The organism is uncultured Desulfovibrio sp., assembly GCF_944324935.1.
Lineage (GTDB): Bacteria > Desulfobacterota > Desulfovibrionia > Desulfovibrionales > Desulfovibrionaceae > Desulfovibrio.
The window spans coordinates 12,823-35,772 of sequence record NZ_CALUYG010000028.1; the positions used below are offsets into that span (position 1 = coordinate 12,823).

Sequence of the window (22,950 nt, forward strand, 5' to 3'; positions counted from 1 at the left end):
CGCCGATGTCGGTTAGTGCAGGGTGATGGTGTGGTCGGTCTCCACGAACTTGCCGTCCTTGACCACATAGACGGACAGGCCGAGACCGGCGGCGTCGCCGCTCTTGTTGAAGGAGAGCTTGCCCAGCGGGGTATCCACTTCGTTGCTCTTGAGTGCTTCGAGCAGCTTGGCGGTGTCGGTGCCGCCGCTGGTCTCGATGGCCTTGAGGATGGCCTGCATGGCGGCATAGGCATTGTAGAAGCCGAAGCCGGGCTCGGTGCCGAACTGCTTCACATGGGCTTCACGAGCCTTCTTGTACATGTCGAGGGAGCTGGTGTCCTTGGGATAGGAGGCCAGCACGCCTTCGCTGTCCTTGCCGGTCATCTTGAGGAAGGTCTCATCCTTCACGCCGTCGGGGCCCATGAGGGGCGTGTCCACGCGGTCGCGGCGCATCTGCTGCACGAGCTTGGAAGCGGTGGGCTGATAGCCGCCGAAGACGAGCACGTCGGCCTTGGCGCGGCGCAGCTTGCGCACCACGGAGGAAAAGTCCACGGCGTCGGGGGTCACGGCTTCAAAGAGCACGGTCTCGATGCCGGCCTTTTCAAGGATGTTGCGGTTCTGGGTGGCGAAGCCCTTGCCGTATTCGCCGTTGTCGTGCAGGTAGGCGACTTTCTTGGCCTTGATCACGTCCTTGATGTAGCCGCTGGTCAGTTCGGCCTGGGCGTTGTCATGCGCCACGGTGCGCAGGAAGTAGGGGTGCTTGCCTTCCAGGGTCAGCGCGGGCGTGGTGGCCGTGGGGGAGATGCTGATGAGCTTGGCGCTTTCGAACATGGGCAGCGCGGCATTGGTGGGGCCGGAGCAGATGGGGCCCATGACCGCGGCCACGCCGTCGGAGATCAGCTTGGTGGCGGCGTTGGTCGCCAGTTCGGGCTTGCACTGGTCATCCTGGGCCACGAGTTCGATCTTCTTGCCCAGGACGCCGCCCTTGGCGTTGGCTTCCTCAATGACGAGCTTGGCGGCATTGAGGCTGGGCACGCCGTAGGAGGCAAGGTCGCCGGAATGCGCGCCCTGCACGCCGATCTTGATGGTGTCTTCCGCCAGCGCCGGGGCCGCGAGCGCCGTGGTCAGCAGGGCCGCGGCGAGCCAGGAAATGCCTTTTTTCATCGTGCTTCTCCTCACGAAAAAAAGTTGCACACGACCACGCCGCGGGCCAAACCCCGTGGCGCAGCGTTAAAGTAGAGCAGCAATCCTAGCCGCAGTACAGGGGCTTGTCAACGAATCCCCTTGTCCGGCGCGGCACTACGGCCTTTTTTCTCTCCTGCCGGACAGGGGCGCGCCCGGCCGCGACGGACGGGCTGCCGGGAGGCGGTCCCCCTACTTTTTGTCCTTCTTGTGGCTGGAACGCAGGCGGATGCGCATGGGCGCATGGCTGATGCCGAAGATCTTGCGCAGGGAGCGCTCCAGATAGCGGGCATAGCTCTCCGGCACTCGTTCGGCGTCGCTCACGAAGAAAACGAAGGTCGGGGGCTGCGTCTCCGCCTGGGTGAGATAGAAGAACTTGGCTCGCACGCGCTTGACCACCGGCGGCTGATGGCGGGCCAGCACGTCTTCCATGGCCCGGTTGAGCTGCCCGGTGGGCACGCGCACGCCGCATTCCTCATGGATGGTGCGCGCCAGCGGCAGGATCTTCTCCAGCCCCTTGCCGGTGAGGGCGGACACGGGCAGGATGGGCACATGGCCGCAGAAGGCCAGCATCTGCCGCACGTTCTTCTCCAGCTGGCGCAGGGCCCCGGCGGGGACGAGGTCGCATTTGTTGATGAGCACCATGAAGGGGATCTTGCGGTTGTCCAGCAGATCCATGAGGCGCTTGTCCTGCTGGCTCACCTGTTCGGTGGCGTCCAGCGTAAGCAGGGTGACGTCGGCCTTGGTGGTGGACTTGATGGCCGCGTTGACCGAATATTTTTCCACGATGTCCGTGATGCGCGTGCGGCGGCGCACGCCGGCGGTGTCCACGAAGATGTAGTCGCGGCCGTCCTTGCTGAAGCGCACGTCCACGCTGTCCCGCGTGGTGCCCGCCACGTCGGAGACGATCATGCGCTCTTCGCCGGAAAGGGCGTTGATGAGGGAGGACTTGCCCGCGTTGGGGCGGCCCAGCATGGCCAGACGCAGGGGGGCGTCCTCCTCGCTCGCCGTATCCGCCTCCTCGTCGTCCGTGTCGGGCAGCAGGGCGGTCAGCTCTTCGACCAGCGCGCGGATGTTGTGCCCGTGTTCGGCGGAGACGGCCAGCACCGGGAAGCCCAGCGCATGGAATTCGGCAAGCTGCTCGTCCTCGCGCTCGATGCCGTCCACCTTGTTGACCACGCAGAGGGTCGGCAGGCCCATGCGGCGCACATGGGCGGCCAGAAACTCGTCCAGCGGCAGGAGGCCGTCGCGGGCGTCCACCACGAAGGCCACGGCGCGGGCGTCCCGCATGGCGGCTTCGGCCTGACGCAGGATGTCGGCCTCGAAGCCGCGGATGCCTTCGGGGCCTTCGGCCACGGCGGCATGCGCGTCCAGCGTGATGCCGCCGGTATCCACCACCTGGAAATCCGGCAGGCCCTTGCGGCGCACGATCCCTTCCATGCGATCGCGGGTGACGCCGGGCCGGTCGTGCGTGATGGCGCGATTGCTGCGGATCAGACGGTTGAAGAGGGTGGACTTGCCCACGTTGGGGCGGCCCACCAGTACGATGCTGGGCAAGGGTGCTGCCATGACGCTGTCCTCGTTGTCGGGGTTCGGCGGGGGCGGGCGGTGCGCCCCGGCGCGGGAAGTGCACCCCTATAGCATCGAACGTCGCAAGAGGGAAGGGCCCGGCAGGGGACGCCGCCGGGCCGCCGGTGGACTACCTCGTCATCTGCGCGACAAAAGCGTCGCGCATTTCCGCAAACATCGGTTTGGCCTTGGCGTACAGGGCGTCGTGGGCTTCCTTCTTGACGAGCATGTCGGCCTTGATGCGCTCAAATTCCTGTTCCGCCTCGCGAACGGTGTCCTCGTATTCCTTTTGGGTCAGGCAGACCTCAGGGTAAATTTCATTGTTGCCTTTCATCATCAGGGAAGCTGAGACAGCGACATCCTGCATGTTTCCTGCAAACATTTTTACACGAAGCGTCATGTAATATATGGACGACTTGCAATTTTTGTATTCAGGAAATGGAGGCTCGTCGATATCAGGGCTGTGTATAGCTTCCAGCATCGTGGCGCTGTTCGCGAGGCCGAGGCGCATCGCTTTCGTGAAATACGCAATGGATTTTTTTATGTCCAAGAGGGGGGGAGAGCAAGATACGCACTACCGAACAGGCCGGTTGCGCGTGCCGAGCCGTTGGCGGCTGCCGCGCCCATCCAATAGCGGGATTCCGGGGTCTGGCAACCGTATTCCTTGATGTCTTGAGGAAGGATGAAGAACTCCAGTTTATCCGGCAGGCGAAACGTCTTGTCCGGGTAGGTTTCGGAAAGAAAGCCCAGAGCAAACATGGCTTCAGGATGCCCGAGCCTGGCCGCCTTGCGCAGGGTATCCGTCGCCATCTGCTGCAGCCTCGTTTCGGGGAGGTGGTCCGCCGTGGAGCATATAAACAGGGCAGCACCGATGCGGAACCAGGCTTCCTTTTCACCCAGCATACGTACGGCCCAGTCCTCCCAGAAGGCGGCGGGCGCACCGAAGAGGGGGGGACGGTTTTCCACTTCGGCCAGACGGCTTATCGCGGCCAGCGCGAAGAGGGCCTCCATATCGCCGTTCAGTGCCTGTTCCCGCAGTTTGGCGGCCCCTTGCGTGTCGTTCTCGCGGTAAAAGATGGTCGCCCAGTTACAGGCAGGTGAAAAATTCAGGTCTTGTTTGGTGACGGGGATGATCTGCAGGTCGTTTATCCCGTTCTCATCCATAAGGCCAGGTTTGCGGATGAACAAGTCTTCAGCGTGCGACAGACACGGGACAAGGCAGAGGCTGATGGCAAGGAAGAGGATGCGAAAAATCGGCATAATGTACCTCACTGGGGGAAAGCGTTTTCTCTGTGGGAGCGACATCACGACAATATAACAGATTTTTCTTTTTCGGTCGAGCGATACCCTGTGGCAGGCTATCCGGCGGCGCACGCCGTCCGGGCGACAGAAAAAGAGCGGGGCACGCTTCCGCGTACTCCCGCTCTGTAAAGGCTGCCTGCCGGAGGGGACAGGCGGAATGTATGGCCTCAGTTTGCCGTCTTCTTTTCGGCAGGAGCGGCCTTTTCCTTTGCCTGCGCGGCAAAGGCGTCGCGCATTTCCGCAAACATCGGTTTGGCCTTGGCGTACAGGGCGTCGTGGGCTTCCTTCTTGACGAGCATGTCGGCCTTGATGCGCTCAAATTCCTGTTCCGCCTCGCGCACGGTGTCCTCGTATTCCTTTTGGGTCAGGCAGACCTCAGGGTAAAATTCATTGTTGCCTTTCATCATGAGGGAAGCTGAGACAGCGACATCCTGCATGTTTCCTGCAAACATTTTTACACGAAGCGTCATGTAATATATGGCCGACTTGCAATTTTTGTATTCAGGAAATGGAGGCTCGTCGATATCAGGTCTATGTATGACTTCCAGTATCGTGGCGCTGTTCGCGAGGCCGAGGCGCATCGCTTTCGTGCAGAATTCAACGGCTTTTTTTATGTCCAAGATGGGGGGGAGAGCAAGATGCGCACTACCGAACAGGCCGGTTGCGCGCGCCGAGCCGTTGGCGGCTGCCGCGCCCATCCAATAGCGGGATTCCGGGGTCTGGCAACCGTATTCCTTGATGTCTTGAGGAAGGATGAAGAACTCCAGTTTATCCGGCAGGCGAAACGTCTTGTCCGGGTAGGTTTCGGAAAGAAAGCCCAGAGCAAACATGGCTTCAGGATGCCCGAGCCTGGCCGCCTTGCGCAGGGTATCCGTCGCCATCTGCTGCAGCCTCGTTTCGGGGAGGTGGTCCGCCGTGGAGCATATAAACAGGGCAGCACCGATGCGGAACCAGGCTTCCTTTTCACCCAGCATACGTACGGCCCAGTCCTCCCAGAAGGCGGCGGGCGCACCGAAGAGGGGAGGGCGGTTTTCCGCTTCGGCCAGTCGGCTCATCGCGGCCAGCGCGAAGAGAGCCTCCATATCGCCGTTCAGTGCCTGTTCCCGCAGCTTGGCGGCCCCTTGCGTGTCATTCTTCCGGTAGAGGAAGGCCGCCCAGTAATAGACAGGCGAAGTATTCAGGTCTTGTTTGGTAACGGGGATGATCTGCAGGTCGTACATCCCGCCCTTACCCATAAGCCCAGGTTTGCGGATGAACAAGTCTTCAGCGTGCGACAGACACGGGACAAGGCAGAGGCTGATGGCAAGGAGAAGGATGCGAAGGATCGGCATATGTACCTCACTGGGAATAACAAGGTGAAGCGTCGTGTCGGCGGGAACGCTATCCCGGCAGCATGGCAGATTTTTCTTGTTTCGTCGAGTCATTACGCGGATGCGGCAGGCCGTGAAGATGGCAGCACAAGAGCGGGGCACGCTTCCCGCGTACGCCCGCTCTGTAAAGGATGCCTGCCGGTGGGGACAGGCGGAATGTATGGCCTCAGTTTGCCGCCTTCTTTTCGACAGGAGCGGCCTTTTCCTTTGCCTGCGCGGCAAAGGCGTCGCGGAGTTCCGCGAGCCGGGCTCCGGCCTTTTCCAGCAGGGCTTCCCGGGCTTTTTTCTTTTCCCGCAGGTCGGCCTTGCCGCTGACGCCCTCTTTTTTCGCTTTCCGCAGTATCTCCTCATATTCCTTACGGGTCAGGCAGGCTTTGGCGAACATTTCGTTGTCACCTTGCAGCATGAGCTGGGCAGCCTGCTCGATCTCCCGTATGTCGCCGTCCTCATCGAGGCAGGTCTCGAGGGCGGTATAGTACAGGAGCGCCTTGCAGTCGGTCGAAGGGGGGAAGGGCTTCTTCTCTCCGGCAGGATTGAGGATAAGGACTATCCTTTTCAGGGCGCTCAAAATTCCCAGGCTCATGGCCCGTGCGTAGGCTTCCAGAGCCTTGCGTTCGTCATAAACACCGTATTCATGCACGGAGTGGGCGTACCCGAAGTGGAAATTCGCCTGCGCCGATCCGGCGGCGGCCGCCGCCCCCATCCAGTAGCGGGATTCCGGCGTCCGTGCGCCGTCTTCGGGCACATCCCGCGGAAGAATGAAAAAGTCCGGATGCTCCGGCATCCGAAACGTCTTGTCCGGGAAGTCCGCGGCAAGACGGGCCAGACCGTACATGGCCTCGGGGTGTCCGAGGGCGACGGATTTTCGCAGGTATTCCGCCACGATCCGGTTTATTTCTGTCTGGGGCAGTCCGGGGGTAGCGCTGATGGTGTGCAGTATACAGGCCAGAAGGTAGCAGCCTTCCTTTTCACCGAACAGGCGGATGAGCCACTCCTCCCAGAAGGAGGCGGGCGCGCCGAAAAGGGACGCCCCACCGTTTGGCCGTTCCAGCGTACTCAGGGCGACCAGCAACAGGAAATCGACCGGATCACCATTCAGTGCGTTGTCGCGTATTTTTTCCGCCGTGACCTTGTCCTGTTTCCGGCAGATTTCGTCCGGCTGCATGAGCCGGAGCGGGAGCTCCGCTTCCGGGCAGGGGGCCTGTTCGGATGTTGGGGAGGCCGTTTTCCCGGCGGCTGGGGAAGCCTCGTCTTTCCGGGCCTCCTCGCCCTGTGAAGGGGAGGGGGCAAGCAGGAGGCCAAGCACGAAGAGCGGAGCGAGCAGGGAGCGGAGCAAGGTGAGCCTCCCGCGGGCAGCGCCGGGAGATGCAATACGCCTTGCCCGGCGGCGCGTGAACCGGGCGGCGGATGCCTGTCACAGGGCAGGATATGCCCCGGGTAGACGTTTTGCCAGAAAAAAATGGGAAGAATTTTTTTATTGACTTTGAAATTCTTTTTCAATTAGTCTGCTTTTCAGAAAGGACATCAAACCTGTGCCGAAAGGCGCAGCTTCAGGAGAAGACCCATGTGCGTTACGCTTATCGGCGGTATGGACAGACTCAAGCCCGAATACATCGCCGCGGCCCGCGAGGGCGGAGCCACCCTCAAGTGCATCAGCCGCAATGAGCGCAACTTTACGGACAAGATCGGCAACCCCGACGCCATCATCGTCTTTACCAACAAGGTCTCTCACGAGGCGCGGCGCAAGGCGCTGGAGCATGCGCGCGCCCGGCGCATCCCCATCCACATGATCCATTCGTGCGGCGTGTCGTCGCTGCGCGAATGTCTGTCGGCACAGCGGGCTTGACATCGACGGCGATTTGTCGCATGACTCCACGAGGAAAATGAATTTCAATTTTTTGAAGGATACGCGGGACGACGCGAGCGAGGAGATCGGAAATGAGTGCTGTCATCCAATTCAGCGAAGCGGGCAGGCAGAGCGGCGACCGGCCGCTGCGCATCGCGCTGGCGGGCAACCCCAATTGCGGCAAGACCACGGTATTCAATGCCTACACCGGGGCGCGCCAGCATGTGGGCAACTACCCCGGCGTGACGGTGGACCGCAAGGAAGGCCCGGTGCGCCACGGGCAGGAGAACGTCACCCTGGTCGACCTGCCGGGGACCTATTCCCTCACCGCCTACTCGCAGGAAGAGATCGTGGCCCGCGCGGAGCTGGCCAGCGGCAACGTGCAGGCCGTCATCAACGTCGTCGATGCCTCGGCTCTGGAGCGTAACCTCCTGCTCACCGTGCAGATGCTGGAGATGGGCTTGCCGGTGGTGCTGGCCTGCAACATGATGGACGAGGCCCGCAAGGCGGGCATCCATATCGATATCGACAGGCTCTCGCACATGCTGGGCATCCCGGTGGTCTCCACCGTGGCCCGCAACGGCGAAGGCCTCAAGGAGGCCATGAGCGAGGCCGTCCGGCTGGCGAAGGCGGGCGAACGGCATGTGCTGGAAGTCAACTACGGGGCCGACGTCAACGAGGGCATCATGGCCATGCAGGCCATCATTGAACGGGAAAAGCTGCTGCCCAAATACGCGGCCCGCTGGATCGCCGTAAAACTCATGGAGGGCGACCCGGAACTGAGGCAGGAGCTGCGCGCGGCCAACGCCACGGCGGCGCAGGAGATGGAAGGCATCTGCCGCCGGGTGGCCGACCATATCCGCACCGCTCACAACGTCAGCATGGAATCCCACATCACGGATGCCCGTTACGGCTTCATCCGCGGCCTGCTGCGGGATGGCGTCATCCGGCAGGATGCGGGCAAGGACCGCCTCGCCCTGTCCGACAAGCTCGACAAGGTGCTGACCAACGCCTTTTTCGGCCCGCTCATCATGCTGGTGGTGCTGTATGCGGTATTCCAGATCACCATCGAGATCGGGGCCTATCCCCAGGGCTGGGTGGAAGACGCCTGCGGGGCGCTCGGCGAACTGTTCGCGGGCATCATTCCTGAAGGGGATCTCCAGTCGCTGGTGGTGGACGGCATCATCGGCGGCGTGGGGGGCGTGCTGAGTTTCGCGCCGCTCATCGTCATCATGTTCGCGCTCATCGCCTTCATGGAGGACAGCGGCTACATGGCGCGCATCGCCTACATGATGGACAGGGTGTTCCGCGCCTTCGGCCTGCACGGGGCCTCGGTCATGCCCTACGTCATCTCAGGCGGCATCGCGGGCGGCTGCGCCATCCCCGGCGCCATGGCCACGCGCACCCTGCGCAGCCCCAAGGAGAAGCTGGCTACCCTGCTGACCCTGCCCTACATGAGCTGCGGGGCCAAGCTGCCCGTGTTCCTCCTGCTGGCGGCCGCCTTCTTCGGCAGTCAGGCCCCTACGGTCATGGTGCTCATCATGCTTTCCGGCTGGGTCTTCGCCCTGCTGGTGGCCCGCCTGCTGCGTTCCACCATCATCCGGGGCGAGGCCACGCCCTTCGTCATGGAGCTGCCTCCCTACCGCCTGCCCACCCTGTTCAGCGTGCTTATGCACTGCTGGGAACGCACATGGATGTACGTCAAGAAGGCCGGTACGGTCATCCTGGCCATCTCCATCATCATCTGGGCCGGCCTGACCTATCCCAAGCTTTCCGATGAGGAGGCCGCCGCCTTCGATGCCCGCATCGAGGCGCTGAACGCCCAGAGGGAAGCCCTGCCCGAAGGGGACGCCGCCCGCGCCGCGCTGGAAGAGCAGGTGACCAGGCTGGAAGAGGAGAAGGGCGCCGCCGAGCTGGCACACAGCTTTGCCGGTCGTCTGGGCAAGCTCATCGAGCCCGTCACCGCGCCCGCCGGCTTCGAATGGCGCACCGATATCGCCCTGCTGGCGGGCATCGCGGCCAAGGAAGCCGTCGTCTCCACCCTGGGCACGGCCTACTCCCTCGGCGACGTGGATCCCGAAGACGCCACGCCGCTGGAGAGCCTGCTCCAGGCCACGCCCGGCTGGTCCAAGGCCACGGCGCTCTCCCTGATGCTCTTCGTACTGCTCTATTCTCCCTGCTTCGTCTCGCTGGTGGTCATCCAGCGCGAGGCGGGCGGCTGGCGCTGGCTGTTCTTCTCGCTGTTCTTCAATACGGCGCTGGCCTATGTGGTGGCCGTGGCGGCCTATCAGATCGGCCTTGTCGTCTGGAACTGATCCCCCATCATCCATCCTCCCTCTCTGCCCGTGCCGACGCCTTGACAAGGCGGTGTGGCACGGGCATGATTTTTCCCACTGGCACGCGGCGGGCGTCACGGCGACGGTCCCGCGCTGTCCTGAGCCAGGGGTTGCGAATCCCCCCGAAGCGGCAAGGCGGCATGGTTGCCCCCTGTCGCACGCAGCCCTTGCCCGGTGCGTGCGGATACGGTGGAAGGAAAGGGCACTGTGTGCCGAGGAGGTTCTCATGCGCGTCCTCATGCGGAGTTTACTGGTACTGCTCGTGTTCTGTCTGCTGGGATCCGAACCGGCACAGGCCTTTGTGGCCTATGTGCGGAACGTGGAGGACGGCAATTGCATCTCCGTCTCCCGCAGCCGCGGCGCACAGGACGAGACGGAGCTCTTCTGCTTTTACGGCATCTCCGCCCCGCGTGGCCGGCAGCCCATGGCGGTGGACGCCAAGGCCCTCGTCCGTCGCATGCTCAAGCCGGGAACGCGCATCACCATCCAGTCTCCCCTTGAGGACGACAAGGGGCGGCAATGCGCGCTGATCTATGTGGACGGCGTCTCCCTCAGCTCATCCCTGCTTGAGGCGGGGCTGGCCTGGGTCGACCGGAAGAACTGCAAGGCCATGTTCTGCCCGCGCTGGTATCGCACCGAGCAGGCGGCGGCGGCGGGGGGCAAGGGGATCTGGGGACTGGGACTCAACTCCATGCCGTGGCAGTGGCAGGAATGACAGGAGCGAACGATGGATATGGCATGGCCGCAGGAATTTCAGGATATGCTGGCAGGCTGGCGGACGGATCCCGTGGGGGCGCGTTCCGCTTTTGAAGGCTATGCCGCCTGGCTGGCGGCGCTGCCCGGGGTGACGCTTTTCTTCAAGGCCCGGCCCGGCGTGAGCTACTCCCTGCGCGCCCGGCATGCGGCGCAGAAAACGCGGGAAGTGTTCGTGCTGGTGGACGTGGTGGATGACGACCCGGAAAACCGCTGGCTCTCCGTCTGCTTTTATGCCGACATGGTGACCGATCCCGAAGAGCGCGGCGACTTTGTGCCGGGCGGCCTCCTGGGGGCGGATGCCTGCTGCCTGACCCTGGATGAAGATGACGGCGGAGCGCGCGACTACATCGCCGCCCGCCTGGCCGAGGCCGCCGCCGCTGCCGCCGAGGGGCGCGAGTGAGCGAAGGGACGGGCATCGCCCTGGATTTCGAGACCTCCGGCTACGCGGCGGACAGCGCCTGCGCCGTAGGCATGGCCCGGCTGGAAGAGGGCAGGGTGGCGGATCGCTTTTACGCCCTCATTCGTCCGCCGTCTTCCTTTATCCGCTTTACCGATGTGCACGGGCTGACCTGGCCCATGCTCAGGGATGCGCCCACCTTTGCACAGCTCTGGCCGCGGCTTGCCGCCTTCATGCAGGGGGCGGCGTGGTTCGTCGCGCACAACGCCTCCTTTGACCGGCGGGTGCTCATCGCCTGTTGCCGGGCCGCCGGCATCGCCGAGCCCCGTTTGCCCTTTTACTGCACCCTCAAGGGCTCGCGGCGCAGCCTGCCGCTGCCGTCGCACCGCCTGAGCAGCGTGTGCGCCCATTTCCAGATCCCCCTCCAGCACCATCACGCGGGCTCGGATGCCGAAGCCTGCGCCGAGATCTATTTGCGGCTGCGCGCGCTGGGCGTGACGCCGGCCCAGATGAAGGCCTGATCAGCCTGTCGGCCGCTCCCGCCCGGCATGCACGTTGCCGGCGGCCGGTGTGGCCTGCGCCGGCGTCTTTGGCCGCATCTCTTCTTTTCTTCCCTCGCCTTTCCTGTTTTCTCCATGATTTTGTGTCTGCGATCACACTTTTCCCCAAGAGAGAAAGAAAGAATCCTTCTTGTGATTTGCATCACAAGCGGAATGTATGCTATGTCCGACACAGTATGAGGAGGACTATGGTGCGGACTTCAGCAGGAAGGAGGATGTTATGAAACGTCCCTGCAATGGTTCATGGCTCAAGATCTTTCTGGGGGGCCTGCTTGCGGGGGGAGTGATCCTGGCGGGACTGGCCTACGGGATGCGGGTAACGGACTCCCGCCCCTTTTGCGCCGGCTGCCACGTCATGCAGGAGGCGGCGGTGACGCACAAGATGTCGACACATGCCGCGCTGGCCTGCAACGAGTGTCATTCGCCCCACAATCTGCTGGTCAAACTGCCGTTCAAGGCAAAGGAGGGCCTGCGGGATGTCATCGCCAACATGCAGGGCAAGGACGCGCCCGCCCTTCCGAGCGTTGCGACGCGTGACATCATCAAAGAAAATTGCATTGCCTGCCATAGTGCGACAAATGCGAATGTGGCAAGCATGGACGTTAAGCCGTATTGTACGGACTGTCACCGCAATGTGGCCCATATGCGCAGCAAACCCATCAGTGTAAGGACGGTGGCCCATGAGTAATCGAGTTTTTCACGGATTCTGCCTGCTGTTGTTGTCTCTGGGACTGCCGCTGTTCAGCGGATGCGAGGATGTCGATACGACATTGAAAGCCCCCACCTATTCGACGGCACTGAAAGAGGATGAGACGCGCATCTCCGCTTTTGAGAAGGATTTTCCCCTTCAATACGCATCATACATGAAAAACAATGAAAGTGAGGTGATGACGGAATACAAGGGGTCCGTCCCCTTCCACAAGAATGATGGCGTCAATCCCCTGCCCAAGGGGTGGAAGCATGCCCAGCCGTATCTCAAGAACCTCTGGCTCGGCTATCCTTTCATGTACGAGTACAACGAAGCCCGCGGCCATACGCACGCCCTCAGCGATTTCGTCAATATCGACCGTATCAACCGCTATGCGGAGAAGGGGACGCTGCCCGCGACCTGCTGGAACTGCAAGACCCCCAAGATGATGAACTGGGTGAAGGAGTACGGGGATGCCTTCTGGTCGAAGGACGTGAACACCTTTCGCGGCAAGGAGGCCATCAACGCCATGGATGAGACCATAGGCTGCGCCAACTGTCACGATCCCAAGACGATGGAGCTGCGTCCCTACTCCGAGCCGCTCAAGGACTGGCTGAAGCGTTCGGGCAAGGACTGGAACACCCTGAGCCGCAACGAGAAACGCTCGCTCGTCTGTGCACAGTGCCATGTGGAATACTACTTCACGCACAAGGACAACGGCCCGGCGGGACGCCCGGTCTTCCCGTGGGACAACGGCTTCAACCCCGAGGATATGTACCAGTACTACAAGGGGCATGGCGCCAAGGGGCCGGACGGCACGCCCACGCCCTTTGCCGACTGGACGCATGCGGCTTCGGGCGTGCCCATGATCAAGATGCAGCACCCTGATTTCGAGATGTTCCAGGACGGCCCGCACGGGGCGGCCGGTGTGGCTTGCGCCGACTGCCACATGCCGTACCAGCGTGTGGACGGCAAGAAGATCTCCAGCCACTGGATGACCACCCCCCTGAAGGACCCCGAACTGCGCGCCTGCCGCCAGTGCCACGCGGACAAGACCGCGGACTATCTGCGCGAACGGGTTCTGTATACGCAGAAGAAGTCCTTCGACCAGCTGCTCAAGGCCCAGGAAGCCTCGGTGCGCGCCCATGAGGCGGTCCGTCTGGCCAATGCCTACGGCGGAGAAAAGGACGCCCGCTATGACGAGCTGATGACGGAGGCCCGGGAAATGGTGCGCAAGGGGCAGCTGTTCTGGGATTATGTCTCGGCGGAAAACAGCGTGGGCTTCCATAATCCCGCCAAGACGCTGGATACGCTTATGACTTCCGTCGAGTGCAGCAACAAGGCCGTGGCGCTGGCCGAACAGGCCACACGTTACGGCATCAGCCCCGCGCTGGAAGGCGACATCAAGGAGATCGTGCCGCCCATACTGGAGTTCAGCCGCAAGATGCAGCAGGATCCCGCCGTGCTGCAGACCAATCCCTGGCTCAAGCTCCTTCCCGTCCTGCCCAGGGCCGACCGGGTCTGGGATGGACAGGAAAAGGTGTCCGCGCGGTAAGCCGCTGAAGGGACGGCTTTCGGGCCCGATCCCATGACAAGGCGCGGGCGACGGTCACAGGCCGTTGCCCGCGCCGTCGTTTGCCGCCCCTGATCCGTACCGCCGGAGAGGGAGGAAGACCAGGCGTCATATCGCTATGGTCGCTCCACCATGGGCATGGATCCGTCCGGGCCCCGTGTCTCTCTCTCTCTCTCTCTCTCTCTCTCTCTCTCTCTCTTCCCTGGATGAAGACGCGCCGGGGAAGGAAGGGCCTGGGGGAAGGGACCTCGCGCGCGGCCGCCGTGTCTGTCGGTATACAGCGATCGCGCCGCCTGTTCCGTGGCGGCGATCATGCCGGGAGCGCTTCGATGTGCCGTGTCGCGGGCCGGCGCGCGGCGTACGGCCCGTGCGGTTTGACAAAAGGGGAAAAGCTGGCGAAAGTGGCCCCCAGTCCGTTTTTTTACCGCAAAGGAGGCTGTATGTTCCTGTCGGATATCCGTTTGCGTCGCGTTCGGCTGCGCCGGGAGCGTTTTTTGCCGCTGCTCCGTCTGGCGGACGATAATCCCGCCCACGTCGACGCCTGGTTGACGCGGGGGACGCTGTACGGTCTCTTTATCCGGCGGCGGGAACCCGTCAGCCTGGCGGTCCTTACCGACGAGACGGCCGCCTTTGCGCCGGGCGGCCCGCGCGAACGGCAATGCCCCGCCCTGTGCGGCAGACGGGTCGCCGAATGCCGCCTGCTGGTCACCGCGCCGGCGTATCAGCGCAGAGGGTTGGCCCGGCAACTGCTCATGCGGCTGTGCGGCCTGCTGGACACGACGTACGACAGTCTGCTGGTGGGCACGGGGACCACCCCCCGCATGGACGGCTTCTACCGGGGCGGCGGCTTTGCGCCCTGTTTCGTGCTGCCGCATTTTTTTCGTGACAATTACCCCTTGCCCATAGTGGAGGACGGCGTCCTGCTGGACGACATGCAGTATTATGTCCGCCATATCGGCAGGGCAGCGCCGCAAGCGAGGCGTCAGTAAGCTGACGCGCTCGTCGCATCAGAGAAATGACGGCCCCGGGGCGGACGCTCCGGGGCCGTTTTGTCATGTGTTCTCGACGGCTTCGCCGCTCCTCCGACGTCAAATTTCTGTCTGCTGGTGAGGCTGTGTTTTACTATCTAATTGAATTTATTGTATTTATTTTGTTTGGCATGCTGGTTGCTTTACTGGGACGAAACCTGTCTTCGGCTGGAGGAAAGCATGAAGAGCCTGTTCAATGATCAGATCGGCCTTGTGGGCAAGGTCATGGATATGCAGCTGCAGCGGCAGAACGTCATTGCCAGCAACCTTGCCAACATTGATACGCCCAACTACAAGCCGCGCGAGCTGACGTTTGAAAATGAACTGCAGAAGGCGCTGGGGCTCGACATGCGCGGCCGCATGAGCACGACCACGCCGGGACACATGCCGGCGGCCTTTACCCCTGAGACCTTCGGGGCCGAGTGGGACAAGCAGTTCAAGCCGCGTCAGATCCACGGCGAAGACCGCGTGAACCTCGACAAGGAAATGGCCAAGCATGCCAAGAACCAATTGCATTATACGGCGCTGGCCCAGGTGATGCAGAAGAATTTTGAGGGGCTGTCGACCCTTATCCAGGACGCCAAGACAGCCTAACCTGTTTCAAGCCTACGCTTGTAAAGGATGGATGACCATGGATTTCATGACCGCACTTGATATCAGCGCATCCGCACTCACCGCGGATCGTACGCGAATGAACACCATCGCCATGAACCTGGCGAACGTCAAGACCACGCGTACGCCTCAGGGCGGCCCCTATCAGCGACGTACCGTGGTGCAGGTCTCGACCGATGTGGACGATCCTTTTTCCGTCCACATGCGTTCGGCCCTCGACCGCGAACTCAAGGGGGTGCGCGTCATGGCCATCAGCGTGGACAAGCGTCCCCTCAAGCAGGTGTACGAGCCTGGTCATCCCGACGCCAACGCCGACGGCTATGTGTCCTATCCCGACATCAACGTCGTGGAAGAAATGGCGCACATGATGACCACCCAGCGGAATTTTGAAGCGAACGTGACCACGGTGGAAGCCCTCAAGGGCATGTACAACAAGGCTCTGGAAATCGGCCGGTCATAGGAAGCAAGGGAATAAAGGAGCAAGGATATGAGCGCGCAATTTGTCGGAATGAGAGCCTATGCGGACGCCATGCGCCACTTCAGCACCGTGGAAAGTTCCCTGCAACAGGGCATGCCCGTCAGCAAGGAGACCCTCTTTGCCAAGACGCTTGACCAGAGCCTGCTGCGCGACAGCGTGGACCGCCCGGAAAACTTCGGCGCGCAGGGCGACTTCATCAAGATGATGGGCCAGGAACATACCCGCCTGGCGCACACCAACGATTTTGCGGAAACGCTGACCGACTCCCTGAACCGCGTCAACGAATTGCAGACCGAAAAGGCCAACGCCATCGACGCCTTTGCCTCCGGCCGCAACCAGAACGTGCATGAACTCATGATCACCATGCAGAAGTCCAGCATGGCCATGAAGCTGACCACCGCCGTGCGCGGCAAGGTGCTTGAAGCCTACAAGGAACTGACCAAGATGCAGTTCTGATCTTTCCCGGAAACTTTTGTTCCGAAGCGCGAAAAACAGGTTGGTCCCGGCCGGCCTGTTTTTTGTCGTCTGCAAGCGGACGGCCCCGGGACCGGCAGCCGCCACGGCGGCATCGCGCGCCGCAGACCGCGCACGATGGAGCCCGGCGGGGACCTTGCGGGAGGCCGCAAGGCATGGCAAGCTGGAGACGTTTCGTACAGGCGCAGGGCCGGCGGCCCGTCAATGGCCGTCAGGCCGGGCATAACCCAGCCCCCGCGGGGGACACTTCAGGGAGGACAGGCCGTGGAAGCCCTGGTGCAGATCTTTTGGCGGGACCTGTGCGCGCGCTATCCGCAATGGCGGGAGGCCGCCGCGCCGTTTGCGGCGGCGGTGCGCCTCTTGGCGGACTGCGCCGCTCACGGGGGGAAGATCCTGCTTTGCGGCAACGGCGGGAGCGCCGCGGATGCCGAGCATATCGCCGGCGAGCTGATGAAGTCCTTCCTGCTGCCCCGCCCTCTGCCGGAAAGCTTTCGCCAGCGGGCCCGTGCCCTGTTCCCGCAACAGGCCGGGGATCTGGAGCGTCTCCAGGGCGGCATAGCCGCGGTGTCGCTGGTGTCCGGCGCATCCCTGCCGACGGCCTTCGCCAACGATGTGGACGGGCGGCTTGGCTTTGCCCAGCAGGTCTACGCGCTGGCAAGACCCGGGGACATCGTCTGGGGCATAAGCACTTCCGGCAATTCGTACAACGTCAATCAGGCCCTGCGGGTGGCGCGTCTGCTCAGTTGCCGGACGCTGGGGCTGACGGGCAGGGACGGCGGAGACATGGCGGCTTTGCTGGACGTGGAACTGCGCGCCCCGGTCGGGCTGACGCCGCAGATCCAGGAACTGCATCTGCCCATGTACCATGCCCTTTGCGCCTGCCTTGAGGCCGTCGTGTTCGGTGGACAGGCCCGGGGCAACCCGCCGGCAGGCCCCACGGACGCCGCGTGAGAGCAGCGCGGGCCTGCGGCAGGGGGGACGGACGGCCCGGACGCGCCAGGCTGTGCGGCGGGCGGGGCGTCCGTCCGCCCGACAGGCCGGCATGGTCGTCGTATGCCCCATAACAAGGCGATATCTTGATTTTTTATCGCAAGATCAATATCTTTGAGACAAGATCGCACGCGTTCCCCGGTATGGCCCTTGACAAACAGGGGGGCAGGCCGTATGCGAAAATGACGCCATGCGTACAGCGCGCGGGGAGGATGACGGGCCGCTGCGCCCCGCGTCCATCGCCATTGCCGGGCCAGAGCGCCCGGGGGCGTGTCCCGCATCCGGCCGGAAGGGCCGCACAAATCATGTTCACGAGCCGGGCGCGCCCATCCCACGGGTGCGCGGGCGGCTCGTGATGCGCCTGCCGTCGTTATTTGCCTATGGCATGAGGAGTTCGTTTCAATGGAAAACAGGCTGAAGGATCTGTTGCCCCTGTACAAGGGGCGCAAGGTTTTTGTGACGGGGCATACGGCTTCAAGGGTTCGTGGCTGACGCTCTGGCTGAAGCAGCTGGGCGCGGACGTCATGGGCTATTCGCTGTCGGAGTATGACAGTCCCTGCATGCTCAAGGCGCTTGAGCTGTCCGGCGTCTGCCGCCCCAGGGTTCCGTGGCGGACTACCAGGCGCTGAGGGCGGCCGTGGAAGCGTTCCAGCCCGAGATCGTCATGCATCTGGCGGCACAGCCGCTGGTACGTCCTTCCTATGACGATCCGCTGGGCACACTCGAGACCAACGTCATGGGGACGGCCATGCTGCTTGACGCCTGCCGCTTCACGCCGTCGGTGCATGCGGTGGTCATCGTCACCAGCGACAAGTGCTATCGCAACAACGAATGGGTCTGGCCCTACCGGGAGAACGATCCCATGGGCGGGCACGACCCCTACAGCGCCAGCAAGGGCTGCGCCGAACTGGTGACGGCTTCCTACATCAAATCCTTCTTTGCGCCCGAGCGTTACGGCAAGGACCATCATGTGGCCGTGGCCTCGGCCAGGGCGGGCAATGCCATCGGCGGCGGCGACTGGGGCAAGGACCGCCTCATCCCCGACTGCTTCCGCGCGCTGCATGAGGGGCGCACCATCAGGATCCGCTATCCCCGCGCGGTGCGGCCCTGGCAGCACGTCCTGGAATGCCTGAGCGGCTACCTGCAACTGGGCGCACAGCTCCTCGAGCACGGGCCAAAATTCGGCTGCGGCTGGAACTTCGCGCCCATCGACATGGGCGACGTCTGGCCGGTGGAGCGGGTGGTGCGCTTCATCTGCGAGAAGTGGGGCAACGGCAGCTACGAGGTGGACAGCGCCCCGCAGCCGTACGAGGCCAGCATGCTTTGCCTTGACTGCACCAAGGCCAGCATCGAACTGGGCTGGCGGCCCCGTTACCCTGTGGCGCGCGCGCTTTCCGAGACGCTCAGCTGGTACAAGGAATGGTCGGTCAACGGCGACGCCGCGCACATGCGCGAATATACCCTGCGGCAGATCGAAGCCTATGTCGATGCCCTGCCGCAGTAAGCGGGCAAGGCGTGCGCGGTCACCGCAACCGGAGACGAAACGAGGATCAGATGCAGAACGAAGAAATACAGGCGGCCATCGAAGAACTGCTGCAACATGTGCCCGATGCACGCCCGGCCTTTGAGCCGGGCAAGACGCCCATTCCCGCCTCGGGCAAGGTCGTCGGCAAGGAGGAAAAGGCGCTCATGGTCGAGGCCGCCCTTGACGGCTGGCTGACCACCGGCCGCTTCAATGATGCGTTTGAAGCGGCGCTGGGCGACTTCCTCGGCGCAAAGCATGTGCTGACGGTGAACTCGGGTTCCTCGGCCAATCTGGTGGCCTTTTCCGCGCTGACTTCGCCCCGCTGGGGCAAGCGCGCCATCCGGCCCGGGGACGAGGTCATAACCGCGGCGGCCGGCTTCCCCACGACCATCGCGCCCATCATGCAGTTTGGCGCCATCCCGGTATTCGTGGACGTGGACGCCGATACCTGGAACGTGGATGTGGACGCGGTGGCACGGGCCATCACCCCCAGGACCAAAGCCGTCATGCTGGCGCATACGCTGGGCGTTCCCTTTGATGCGGAGCGGCTCGCCGCCCTTTGCCGGGAACGGGGTATCTGGCTGGTGGAGGACTGCTGCGACGCGCTGGGCGCCCGCTGGAACGGGCGGCTCACGGGCAGCTTCGGGGATATCGCCACCCTTTCTTTCTATCCTGCGCACCACATCACCACCGGCGAGGGCGGGGCGGTCTTCACCAGCAATGACGAGCTGGCCCAGATCGCCGAATCCTTCCGCGACTGGGGCCGGCACTGCCACTGCCGGCCAGGGCAGGACAATGCCTGCGGCAGGCGCTACAGCGGTCAGTACGGCGAACTGCCCGAAGGCTATGATCACAAGTACGTCTACGCGCATGCCGGGTACAATCTCAAAATGACCGATCTGACGGCCGCCTGCGGGCTGGCCCAGATGCGCCGTCTGCCCGGATTCATCGAAAAGCGCAAACAGAATTATGCCTATCTGCACAACGGGCTTGCCGGCTGCGCGCATCTGCGCTTCCCCGTCACGCCCGAACAGGCGGATCCCTCCTGGTTCGGCCTGCCCGTCATCCTCAAGGAGAGCGCCCCCTGTTCGCGTGTGGACTTCCTCAAGGCGCTCAACCGCCGCCGTATCGGGACGCGGCTCATGTTTGCCGGTAATGCCGTGCGACAGCCGTTCATGGAGGGCCGCCCTTACCGCGTGGCGGATGTCCTGACACAGACGGACCTCATCATGGAGCGCGGCCTCTGGCTGGGCGTCTGGCCGGGACTCAGCCAGGAGATGCTGGATTACATCATCGGAAGCGTACAGGCTATCCTGTCGGCCTGAGCGGCCATGCCGCCATGCGGCCTCCGTGTCCTTGCGGAGATCGGGCGGATCACCTTGCCTTACCGGGGGCGCGCCAGCGGGCGCGCCCCTTTTCGTTGCGAGGGGGGGGGCGGCACAGCGCCGCCTGGCCAAAAGAGAGTGGAAAAAGGGCGTGGCATCTTTTTCATGAAAATTTTTATTTTGTATTATTATATAGTTATTTCAAAATATTATATGTGATTGCTATAATTTTTACCCCTAAAATCAACCCCCAAAATTACTGGATGCTTTTGGCTGTATCAGGTCGACTTGGGATAATCACCAAAAAGGCGTGAAATCTGAAAACGGAAATTGTGGCTTTTGGCATAGTCTGCGGGCTGGCTGTTTCCGGGCAGTAAAAAGGCGCTCGCGTTGCTGCAAGCGTCGGAATTTTTCCATAGAAATTTGTCCTTGGGGCTAACAGAAGCGGATATAAGAACGCAGGCAAAACGATGTTGTTTGTCTAACACGTTGAAAATAATAAAAAATTTAACAGGAAGATAGTTGCAATAATCCTTGCAACAGAATGATTTATCAATATAAGTGGGGGAGTGTAATGCCTGAAAAGCCTGTTGCGCGAGTTGGAGATACCGTATTGATGGCAGCCCCAGTGTCAGGGGCAACAATCGCCCGATTGCTCTTGTGGGAAGTACCTATAACTGTCCAGTGCATGGCCCAAATCCCATTGTAACTGGCGCGCCATATATTTTTGGGAATGATGTTCTTGTGGCGCATGTTGGTTCAAAAACTGCATGTGGAGCAGAGATTACGTCTGGCTCTCCTGATGTATTTGTTTGCGTGCCGTCTTTATCAGGAGAAGCAAGAGGAATAGATAATAGTTCTGTCAAAAAAAGTTATGATGAACAGGTAAGAGTTTTGGACAGAAATGGTAATCCCGTAGCGTTTATGCCATATTATATTTGTGATGAAGACGGGAATACTTATAGTGGAAATACTGATGAATATGGATATTGTAGTAGATTATACACAAAAGACATGCAAAGATTAAATATATCTAGGCGTACAAGCATTAGAAATGGAGGCTGCTCATGTGTAGTCAAGTTTACGCTGATGATGAAAATGCGAGAACAAATACCACGCCAAACTCATGTTACAATATTCTTGGTTCATGGATGCCTTTAGATCTACATTTATTTATGTTTGTTGATGAAATTGGAAAAAATGGAATGTTGGTAAGGAAGATTCGTACTTATGAGCCACCAACAGAATTATATGCAACAAAAGCTGGTTTATTTCCTAAATCTCCATATTCAAATACATCTTTTGTAGAGCATGTTTTAAATGCAAAGAGATCGCATTTCATATCCGCAAGTACATTATTTCCTGATGGTGCTCCTAATTTTTCTGGAGGGAAAAAATTTATATAGATATTGATGAAGCTATTCGGCATGGGTCAAGGATAATATCTTCAGAAGAAATTATAAGTGGATTAAGACTGTATGCGAAAGAGCATCCACATACTGAACAGAGGGTAAACAAACTTATAAATGCTATACAACATATTGAAAAAGAAGTGCTGATAGAGCCTCCTCGTGGTAAAGGAGTATATTCAGGCGCCATCTGGCGTCCTGAAATTTATGATAAAATGATTAAATTAAACAAAGTTGCCAAGGTTGTTCAAATCTTTGGATTTGCATTTACAGCTTATGATTTAGGAAATGCCACAGTAAAATCATTCCAAGAGCAGTCTGTTGCGCCATTGACTGCTGAGGCTGTTCGTCAAGCTGGCGGATGGGGGGCCGCTTGGTTAGGTTTTAAGATAGGGGGAGTGGCTGGAGCCACATGCACATTAGAAACTGGCCCAGGTGCAGCGATTGGAGGTTTAATTGGCGGAATTATTTTCGGTTTTGCAGGTTATTGGGGAGCTGATTGGGTAGCTGACTTCATTTATGAGGATTAACTATGTCATTGTTTTCATATATAAAACAAAAGTTTTTTTATAGAAAGCAACAATCGCCTTCTGTTGATTTAACTTTGCTTCCGCTAGTACCTAACCCATTTATCCCATGGGAAGTCTATCCTGATATTGATCCCGATGTCTGTTTATTTACTCAAGGAAATGAATCGACATGGCTCTGTGAGATTTGGTTTCCATATTGGGAAAGTCTTTCAGAGAGAGAAAAAGAAGATTTAAAAAGTCGAGCACCTACTGATGCTTGGCGTGAATGGCTAGATTGGAGAAGTGAAGGGGCAAGAATAGCAAGAATAGACCATGAAGAAAGAGGCATTCCTTTTGATTGTTATGGATATTTATATGATTTCAAAGTTAATTACATAATCGATTATTTACAAGACAAGAAAATCACAAAATAGAGCAAATAGTTCGTTATATTTGCTATTGTATAAAATGTATGTGATTCAAGCTATTGTTTAACATGGTAGTTGTAAAATAATAATTAAAAAAATAGGGTCACGACTAGCAGAGAGGATTCTCTCTGAGCATCTTGAGGTGGAGTTTGTAGATATCCTCATGACGGTGATTAAAACGAAACTCGCATTCTTTCAAATGGTAATAGAAGCTATGCTTGTGAATGCCACGGAAGCGAATCAGTCGAGTCTTGGCAAAGGCCAAAAAGCTTTCTATCCCATTGATATGAGAATGCTTGTTAGCAAACTCGTTGTTCCCATGCTCAACGCGAAAGTGCTTCTGATAGCCCAAATCTACCCGCCCGTCGTACCCTCGCCAGCCGTCAGACGGTAAAAGCGCGCTGGGGAAGGGATGGGGGGCTTGGGGGGAAGGATGACGAGAACGCCTTTTCTCGCTTCGCTGCGAAAAGGCTGGGCCCTCCCGCGCCTGCGAGGAGTTCCCCTTCCCCCAAACACTCCGTAAACAGTGTTGGCAGACCCTAGGGGCTGTTTCTAAAAAAGCTGGACATCTTGAATGACTCCTGCTTTCCTGTTTGTTATGAGCAGACATGACA

General features: G+C 60.3%; 24 protein-coding genes and 1 pseudogene. 18 read left to right on the top strand and 7 right to left on the bottom strand.

Annotated elements, in window-relative coordinates; genetic code table 11:
• Positions 1-12 precede the first annotated feature (12 nt).
• From Q0J54_RS07850 to Q0J54_RS07875, 6 genes are all read right to left on the bottom strand, one after another.
• A complete protein-coding gene (locus Q0J54_RS07850) occupies positions 13-1,143 on the bottom strand; it encodes a branched-chain amino acid ABC transporter substrate-binding protein (protein ID WP_296304913.1) in 1,131 nt (376 codons plus the stop codon).
• A gap of 210 nt (positions 1,144-1,353) precedes the next feature.
• Positions 1,354-2,730 carry a ribosome biogenesis GTPase Der gene (der, locus tag Q0J54_RS07855; protein WP_296304914.1) on the bottom strand — a complete coding sequence of 459 codons (1,377 nt, stop codon included), beginning with the start codon at positions 2,728-2,730 and terminating at the stop codon, positions 1,354-1,356.
• Positions 2,731-2,860: 130 nt separating this feature from the next.
• A complete protein-coding gene (locus tag Q0J54_RS07860; RefSeq protein WP_296304915.1) occupies positions 2,861-3,211 on the bottom strand; it encodes a hypothetical protein in 351 nt (116 codons plus the stop codon).
• Between the two features lie 59 nt (positions 3,212-3,270).
• Positions 3,271-3,990, bottom strand: coding sequence for a hypothetical protein (locus Q0J54_RS07865; protein WP_296304916.1), 720 nt, complete (start codon positions 3,988-3,990; stop codon positions 3,271-3,273).
• 209 nt (positions 3,991-4,199) lie between these two features.
• Complete coding sequence (locus Q0J54_RS07870) at positions 4,200-5,363, bottom strand: hypothetical protein (protein WP_296304917.1); 1,164 nt, start codon at positions 5,361-5,363, stop codon at positions 4,200-4,202.
• A gap of 205 nt (positions 5,364-5,568) precedes the next feature.
• Entirely contained in the window at positions 5,569-6,738 is a 1,170-nt protein-coding gene (locus Q0J54_RS07875; protein WP_296304918.1) for a hypothetical protein, read from the bottom strand.
• A gap of 228 nt (positions 6,739-6,966) precedes the next feature.
• Here Q0J54_RS07875 and Q0J54_RS07880 point away from each other — a divergent pair, with 228 nt between their 5' ends.
• From Q0J54_RS07880 to Q0J54_RS07960, 18 genes are all read left to right on the top strand, one after another.
• The gene (locus Q0J54_RS07880) at positions 6,967-7,248 is read left to right on the top strand and encodes a DUF2325 domain-containing protein (RefSeq protein ID WP_296304919.1); all 282 of its coding nucleotides are present in this window, start codon (positions 6,967-6,969) and stop codon (positions 7,246-7,248) included.
• A 92-nt stretch (positions 7,249-7,340) separates the two neighbouring features.
• On the top strand, positions 7,341-9,563 hold the full coding sequence (feoB, locus tag Q0J54_RS07885; RefSeq protein ID WP_296304920.1) for a ferrous iron transport protein B: 2,223 nt from the start codon (positions 7,341-7,343) through the stop codon (positions 9,561-9,563).
• A gap of 247 nt (positions 9,564-9,810) precedes the next feature.
• On the top strand, positions 9,811-10,299 hold the full coding sequence (locus Q0J54_RS07890; RefSeq protein WP_296304921.1) for a thermonuclease family protein: 489 nt from the start codon (positions 9,811-9,813) through the stop codon (positions 10,297-10,299).
• Between the two features lie 12 nt (positions 10,300-10,311).
• Positions 10,312-10,740, top strand: coding sequence for a hypothetical protein (locus Q0J54_RS07895; protein WP_296304922.1), 429 nt, complete (start codon positions 10,312-10,314; stop codon positions 10,738-10,740).
• Positions 10,737-11,258 (top strand): 3'-5' exonuclease, encoded by a 522-nt coding sequence (locus Q0J54_RS07900; RefSeq protein ID WP_296304923.1) that lies wholly within the window; start codon positions 10,737-10,739, stop codon positions 11,256-11,258. Before Q0J54_RS07895 ends, Q0J54_RS07900 begins: the two co-directional genes overlap by 4 nt.
• A 259-nt stretch (positions 11,259-11,517) precedes the next feature.
• Positions 11,518-11,985: a NapC/NirT family cytochrome c gene (locus Q0J54_RS07905; RefSeq protein WP_296304924.1), complete on the top strand. Its 468-nt coding sequence runs from the start codon at positions 11,518-11,520 to the stop codon at positions 11,983-11,985.
• Positions 11,978-13,540, top strand: a complete 1,563-nt coding sequence (locus tag Q0J54_RS07910) for an ammonia-forming cytochrome c nitrite reductase subunit c552 (RefSeq protein ID WP_296304925.1) — start codon at positions 11,978-11,980, stop codon at positions 13,538-13,540. The genes Q0J54_RS07905 and Q0J54_RS07910 overlap by 8 nt, the downstream gene beginning before the upstream one ends.
• Before the next feature lie 458 nt (positions 13,541-13,998).
• Positions 13,999-14,547: a GNAT family N-acetyltransferase gene (locus Q0J54_RS07915; RefSeq protein WP_296304926.1), complete on the top strand. Its 549-nt coding sequence runs from the start codon at positions 13,999-14,001 to the stop codon at positions 14,545-14,547.
• Between the two features lie 219 nt (positions 14,548-14,766).
• Positions 14,767-15,180, top strand: a complete 414-nt coding sequence (gene flgB, locus Q0J54_RS07920; protein WP_296304927.1) for a flagellar basal body rod protein FlgB — start codon at positions 14,767-14,769, stop codon at positions 15,178-15,180.
• Positions 15,181-15,217: 37 nt separating this feature from the next.
• A complete protein-coding gene (flgC, locus tag Q0J54_RS07925) occupies positions 15,218-15,658 on the top strand; it encodes a flagellar basal body rod protein FlgC (RefSeq protein WP_296304928.1) in 441 nt (146 codons plus the stop codon).
• Between the two features lie 27 nt (positions 15,659-15,685).
• Positions 15,686-16,132 (top strand): flagellar hook-basal body complex protein FliE, encoded by a 447-nt coding sequence (gene fliE / locus Q0J54_RS12210; RefSeq protein WP_346667273.1) that lies wholly within the window; start codon positions 15,686-15,688, stop codon positions 16,130-16,132.
• Positions 16,133-16,414: 282 nt separating this feature from the next.
• Positions 16,415-17,101 (top strand): SIS domain-containing protein, encoded by a 687-nt coding sequence (locus Q0J54_RS07935; RefSeq protein ID WP_296304929.1) that lies wholly within the window; start codon positions 16,415-16,417, stop codon positions 17,099-17,101.
• Positions 17,102-17,747: 646 nt separating this feature from the next.
• Positions 17,748-18,644, top strand: a complete 897-nt coding sequence (rfbG, locus tag Q0J54_RS07940) for a CDP-glucose 4,6-dehydratase (RefSeq protein WP_346667271.1) — start codon at positions 17,748-17,750, stop codon at positions 18,642-18,644.
• Positions 18,645-18,694: 50 nt separating this feature from the next.
• Positions 18,695-19,990: a lipopolysaccharide biosynthesis protein RfbH gene (gene rfbH, locus Q0J54_RS07945; RefSeq protein ID WP_296304930.1), complete on the top strand. Its 1,296-nt coding sequence runs from the start codon at positions 18,695-18,697 to the stop codon at positions 19,988-19,990.
• Between the two features lie 612 nt (positions 19,991-20,602).
• A complete protein-coding gene (locus tag Q0J54_RS12215; RefSeq protein ID WP_367172234.1) occupies positions 20,603-21,151 on the top strand; it encodes a PAAR domain-containing protein in 549 nt (182 codons plus the stop codon).
• Positions 21,058-21,396 carry a hypothetical protein gene (locus Q0J54_RS07950; RefSeq protein WP_296304931.1) on the top strand — a complete coding sequence of 113 codons (339 nt, stop codon included), beginning with the start codon at positions 21,058-21,060 and terminating at the stop codon, positions 21,394-21,396. Before Q0J54_RS12215 ends, Q0J54_RS07950 begins: the two co-directional genes overlap by 94 nt.
• Before the next feature lie 146 nt (positions 21,397-21,542).
• Complete coding sequence (locus Q0J54_RS07955; protein ID WP_296304932.1) at positions 21,543-21,929, top strand: hypothetical protein; 387 nt, start codon at positions 21,543-21,545, stop codon at positions 21,927-21,929.
• 2 nt (positions 21,930-21,931) lie between these two features.
• The gene (locus Q0J54_RS07960) at positions 21,932-22,342 is read left to right on the top strand and encodes a hypothetical protein (RefSeq protein ID WP_296304933.1); all 411 of its coding nucleotides are present in this window, start codon (positions 21,932-21,934) and stop codon (positions 22,340-22,342) included.
• Positions 22,343-22,445: 103 nt separating this feature from the next.
• Here the strand turns inward: Q0J54_RS07960 and Q0J54_RS07965 are convergent.
• Positions 22,446-22,736: pseudogene (locus Q0J54_RS07965) on the bottom strand (transposase); the annotation flags it as partial.
• Positions 22,737-22,950 lie beyond the last annotated feature (214 nt).